This is a genomic window from Candidatus Angelobacter sp. (assembly GCA_035607015.1).
Taxonomy (GTDB): Bacteria; Verrucomicrobiota; Verrucomicrobiia; order Limisphaerales; family AV2; genus AV2.
This window is the reverse complement of record DATNDF010000378.1, coordinates 1-4,806: the sequence shown is the minus strand read 5'-3', so window position 1 is coordinate 4,806 and position 4,806 is coordinate 1. Positions and strand designations below refer to the sequence as shown.

At 58.2% G+C, this 4,806-nt stretch carries 9 protein-coding genes; 4 read left to right on the top strand and 5 right to left on the bottom strand.

Going from position 1 to position 4,806, the window contains the following annotated elements; genetic code table 11:
• Window positions 1-290, top strand: a 290-nt coding sequence (locus VN887_15270; protein ID HXT41369.1) for an NfeD family protein, incomplete at its 5' end; no start/stop codon positions are given.
• An 18-nt stretch (window positions 291-308) separates the two neighbouring features.
• Here the strand turns inward: VN887_15270 and VN887_15265 are convergent.
• From VN887_15265 to VN887_15245, 5 genes are all read right to left on the bottom strand, one after another.
• A complete protein-coding gene (locus tag VN887_15265) occupies window positions 309-761 on the bottom strand; it encodes a hypothetical protein (GenBank protein HXT41368.1) in 453 nt (150 codons plus the stop codon).
• Entirely contained in the window at window positions 758-1,063 is a 306-nt protein-coding gene (locus VN887_15260; protein HXT41367.1) for a hypothetical protein, read from the bottom strand. The genes VN887_15265 and VN887_15260 overlap by 4 nt, the downstream gene beginning before the upstream one ends.
• 41 nt (window positions 1,064-1,104) lie before the next feature.
• On the bottom strand, window positions 1,105-1,698 hold the full coding sequence (locus VN887_15255) for a sigma-70 family RNA polymerase sigma factor (GenBank protein ID HXT41366.1): 594 nt from the start codon (window positions 1,696-1,698) through the stop codon (window positions 1,105-1,107).
• A gap of 103 nt (window positions 1,699-1,801) precedes the next feature.
• The gene (locus VN887_15250) at window positions 1,802-2,272 is read right to left on the bottom strand and encodes a hypothetical protein (protein HXT41365.1); all 471 of its coding nucleotides are present in this window, start codon (window positions 2,270-2,272) and stop codon (window positions 1,802-1,804) included.
• A gap of 179 nt (window positions 2,273-2,451) precedes the next feature.
• Window positions 2,452-2,706, bottom strand: a complete 255-nt coding sequence (locus VN887_15245) for a hypothetical protein (GenBank protein ID HXT41364.1) — start codon at window positions 2,704-2,706, stop codon at window positions 2,452-2,454.
• A 251-nt stretch (window positions 2,707-2,957) separates the two neighbouring features.
• Between VN887_15245 and rpsU the strand changes: the two genes are divergently transcribed.
• The 3 genes from rpsU to VN887_15230 form a co-directional block, all read left to right on the top strand.
• Window positions 2,958-3,155, top strand: a complete 198-nt coding sequence (gene rpsU / locus VN887_15240) for a 30S ribosomal protein S21 (protein HXT41363.1) — start codon at window positions 2,958-2,960, stop codon at window positions 3,153-3,155.
• Window positions 3,156-3,268: 113 nt separating this feature from the next.
• Complete coding sequence (locus VN887_15235; GenBank protein HXT41362.1) at window positions 3,269-4,129, top strand: sugar phosphate isomerase/epimerase; 861 nt, start codon at window positions 3,269-3,271, stop codon at window positions 4,127-4,129.
• Window positions 4,126-4,806 (top strand): lysylphosphatidylglycerol synthase transmembrane domain-containing protein (locus tag VN887_15230; GenBank protein HXT41361.1); only part of this gene is annotated, 681 nt, incomplete at its 3' end. The genes VN887_15235 and VN887_15230, both read left to right, overlap by 4 nt.

Genomic DNA, 4,806 nt, shown 5'->3' with positions numbered 1-4,806 from the left:
TGTTTGTATTGAGCCGGTTTCTGCCCAAAACCGCGATTTACGGGAAGCTCGTTTCAAACACGGCAAGCGGCATGAGCACAGTGGCAAAACTCGAGCAGAAACAATCAGCGCGTGTCGGACAGTTGGGAGTTGCCATCTCGTCCCTGCGACCCGGAGGCAAAGCGCAGTTTGGCGACGAAGTCCTCGACGTGATTTCCCAAGGTGAAATGATTGACCGTGGCCAGCGGGTCAAAATCATCGGTCACAGCGGGACAGAGGCCGTGGTAGAGGCCGCTGAAGGACCGCGATGAGGCGATCGGCCGGGCAGGTTATTCAGTTTTTCCGGTGGCGGGCGGTGACAGGCGGGTTGAGTTGTTGTCGTTGCGTTTGTTTCGCTCGTCGTGCTGCCTCATGATCTCGACGAATTTCTTCCGTTGTTCAGGCGACAGCTCGCCGCGGATTTTCTGACGCATTTCCCTGAATTCCTCGGCGGTCTTCTGACCGACTTCCTCCCGCAATGTTTTCATCCGTTCCTGACTTTCCCGGATGATGGTTTCAATGCGCTCCCATTGTTCCGACCTCAGTTCGAGCTCACTTTGCATGCGGCGCGAAAGTTCTCGCAACTGGCCTTCACGCGGCATCGGGACGGGTTGTTTGATACGAACCTGGGAGTTTTTTGAGCCCTTTTGTCGGGGCTCGCGAAGTGTGACGGTCAGGCCGCCGGTCACGACTCCGGCGGCAAAAATTACCAGAGCGGCGAGGATGGGTTTCCAGGCATTCACCAGGCTTCGGTCTGATTGTCGAACGGCGCGTAGAGGGCGCTTTCCAATTCGCTGGCCAGCGTCACGCCGGAATTGTCGCTTCGCGGGGCAAAAAAAGTCCAGGCCCCGAGCAGAAGCATGACAGCCACGCAGGGCGCCGCGGCCTGCCAGAGCGTCCGGTTCCAGACCGCGAAGACATCGGGGGCCGGCTTCGTTGCCAGGTGCGCCATGACGCGCTTTTCAAACGCGTATGGCACATGATCGGCGGGCCGGTTTGCGCGTGCGACCGCCAGCAGCTTTTTTTGGAGTTCGGCGAGATTCATACCGAGATCGATTCAAACAGACGGCAACCGCGGGATCCGGGTTACAAATACTTTTCCCGCGCCAGTTTTTTCAGATGTTTTCGCATTTCAGCGCGGGCGCGGAAAGCGCGGATTTTGACCACCGCCACCGACCAGCCGGTCAACGCCGCTATTTCCTTCACTGAGCGGTCTTCGATTTCCAGCAGCGTGATGACCAGCCGCGCGGCGGGCGAGAGTTGGGCCAGCACGCGGGCCACCAGTTCGCGCGCGGCGGCGGCATTTTCGTCGGCGTCGGATGGATTCGCGCCAAAACGTTCCAGCCAGTCGCCTTCCTCGGCGGAAATGTCCGCGAACGGCATTTCCCGGTTCCTCTGATGCGCGCGCAAGAAATCATAGCAGGTGCGCACCGCCAGCCGCATAAGCCAGTGTTCGAAGGGCGCGTCACCGCGGAAACTCCCAAGTTTTTGAAACGCCTTGAAGAATACTTCCTGGACAATGTCCTCGACTTCGCTTTCGCGGCGCGCGTAACGCCGGGCCGTGGCGAAGACACGGGGTTGATATTTTATCACCAACGGTTCAAAGCATGCGGCGTCACCGTTCAACACGGCGGCGATCAACTCCGCATCGGTGCGTTCCACAACCGCGGAATCTGGCATAATCGCCGGAGGCACGAAAGCGGAAAGCCACCGCGAACGCGGTGGCTTTCCATCAACCCAAACCAACCTTGTACCGAAAGTGTTCTCGCAACGCGTCGTCAATTTACTGTTCCAGCGGCTTGCCGTCCTCGGACGGTTTTGCTCCCTGGTTTCCGGAGGCCCTCCGGCGGCCGGTGTTGCTCATGACGCGTTCCAACCGTTTTAATCGTTGTTTTTCCCGGTCGCTGAGAGTGCCGCCGGCCTGTTTCTTCTTCAGTCTGTCCAGCCGTTTCTCCATTTGAGCGCGCATTTCCTTGCGTCTGGCTTCGCGCTGTTCGGGCGTGAGATTTTTTGTCTGCTCGCGTCGTTTGCGCAGTTTCTCGCGAAGCGCTCCGGCTCGGGAGTGTTCTTCGCGCCATTTCTTGGTGGCAGCCCGGCGTTCCTCCTGTGTCATGCCCTTCAGTTTCTCGCGAAATTGCTGTCGGCTCGTTTGAACGTCTGTGCCCTCGACGAGGTCCGCCGCGGGCACCGTGTGGGCGATACCCAATCCTATAAAAGCCGCGAGTGCGCATGAGATGTACTTTCTGCAGTTCATGAATTGTGCGCTGCCAGTGTCTCGGTCTTTGTCCGACACACCGCAAGACGGAAATGGAAGAATGAAGGTTACAACCGAAAGCCCGCTTCACGGCCTGCGGTCGTTCGGCTTGCATCTCGGACCGGAATCTCCGCGGCAATCACGGAAGCTGAAATCCGCACCGGGCCGGTTGGCGCGGGCTAATCGCGAGTGATATTCAGGGCCCGTTCCAATTCCTCGGAGAATCTTTTCAATTCCTCGAGAATTTTCTGTGGCTGCTCGGTAAGATTGTTAAGCATGCGCTCGACCATTTCCGGCTTGCGGCGAATGAGTTCGAGCGCGGCTACCATCAAGGCGAGATGATTGTTGACGTTGTGGCGCAGGTCCGAGAGTTTCCGGTGCAATTCGGCGACCTGCTCCGGATTGAGCGGCACAGTTTGGCGGGGCAGACCCATGCGGGCGCTAACATGGGGTGGCCGACCATCGAAAGCAAGCCGTTTAGCGCCGTTTCCAGATAAGTGAGGGTTGGGAAACGAGTAAAGGCCCGATCCATGGGAGAAATCTGCGATTTCGTCCGCGTTGCGCCCAGCTTTGCAAGTTGACAGTGGTGGCAGGCCAAAACTACTCTCGTGCCCCTGACTTGAAGGCCGAAGCGGACAATGGTTGTCCGCGGGAGTCCAGGTCCCGGAGAGGAAGTGAATCTGCGTTGACAGAGATCAAACTTAAAAAGGGCGAATCGGTGGAGAAGGCGCTGCGGCGATTGAAGAAGAAGATCGATCGTGAAGGCACGCTGAAGGAAGTTCGCAACCACCGGCATTATGAAAAGCCGAGCGAACGGCGCCGTCGCAAAATGAAGATGGCGCGTTTTTCGGCCATGTTAAGCGCCCGGTATGCTGATTTGTAAGTAATCGAATCGCCGGGGCCGAGCGTCGTCCAGATTCATAAACGCGCTCGGCCCTTTTTATGTATTCCCTTTCCACCTGCTGGAATTCACACCGCCACACCGACGGTCGCGCCATGCTGCGGGAGATCCGCGACCTCGGATTCGAGTACTGCGAACTAAGCCACGGCATCCGCATCAGTCTGCTGCCGGGGATTATTGACGCGGTGGACGCCGGCGACATCAGGATTTCCACGCTGCACAACTTTTGTCCGCTGCCGATCGGCGTAAATCAGGCGAACCCCAATCTTTTCAAGTTCTCGTCGCTCGACCCCCGGGAACGCGAGAATGCCTGGCGTTATTCGCTCAAAACACTTGAAACCGCGCAACGATTGCGAGCAAGGCTGGTGGTGCTTCACCTGGGCTGTATAGACCTGAAGGATTACACCGACAAGATGATCGCCATGGTCGAGGCCGGCCAGCAGCAGACTCCCAAGTACGAAAAACTTTGCGCCGAGGTCATGGACAAGCGGGAACAGAAAAAGGAACGTCACGTCCAGCTTGCCAACGAAATGCTCACGAGGCTTGCGGTGGAAGCCGAAGCGCGCGGCATCAAACTTGGCGTTGAAAACCGGGAAGCTTTGGAGGAGATACCACTCGAAAGCGACTTCACATTGTTCTTCAAGGAATTCAACAATCCGGTCATCTGTTACTGGCACGATACCGGCCACGCGCAGATCAAAGAGAATCTCGGATTCATTCACCACGCGATGCACCTGGAATCACTGTCGAACCGGCTGGCGGGTTTTCACATTCACGACGTGCAGTTTCCAGCGCGGGACCATTGCCCGCCAGGTTCCGGGACAATTGATTTCGCCGTCCTCAAACCGATGGTCAGACCGGAGCACATCAAGGTGTTTGAACTCAGTCCCGGCGTGACTGCGGAGGATCTGGAGCGGGGCGTCGGGCATTTGAAGAGCATCTGGGGCGACGAGTGAGCACACCGCGGAAAACCTGGCGGGTGGGCTGGCGTCTTGCGGTCTGCGCGTCGCTCATGCTCTGGATTCTGCACTCGATCTTCCTCAACGAAGGCCGGAGGGGATGGGAAAGCCAGGGGCATTCCTGGAAGGAGCTTTCGCGCGCCGCCCAATGGCAGGCGGCGTGGACCTCGGGACCGCGTGAGCTCTGGCACACGTTGAGGCTGGTTGACCGGACCGCGATGTTCCTCTCTCTCGCTTTCATGGGGTTGACCATCTGGTTGGGTGTTTTTCGCTGGCGGATGGTGCTGCGTGTCCACGGGCTGGATTTGTCGTTGGGCCGCGCCGCCGAGATTTCCTTCGTGGCCCACTTTTTTAACTCCTTCCTGCTCGGATCCACCGGAGGAGACCTGTTGAAGGCGTATTACGCGGCGAGGGAAACACACCACAAAAAAACGGAGGCCGTGGTGACAGTGGTGGTTGACCGACTGCTCGGTCTGTTCGCGATGCTGCTGTTCGCCTGCCTGATGATGGTTCCGAATCTGTCGCTGCTCCAAGCGCACAGACGGCTGGCGGCTCTGGCCGGGTTCATTCTCCTGATGACAGTCGGCTGCGGCCTGTTGATCGGGCTGTCCTTCTGGGGAGGTCTTTCCCGATTGTGGCCGCGATCACGTTCGTGGTTGCGAGAACTGCCGAAG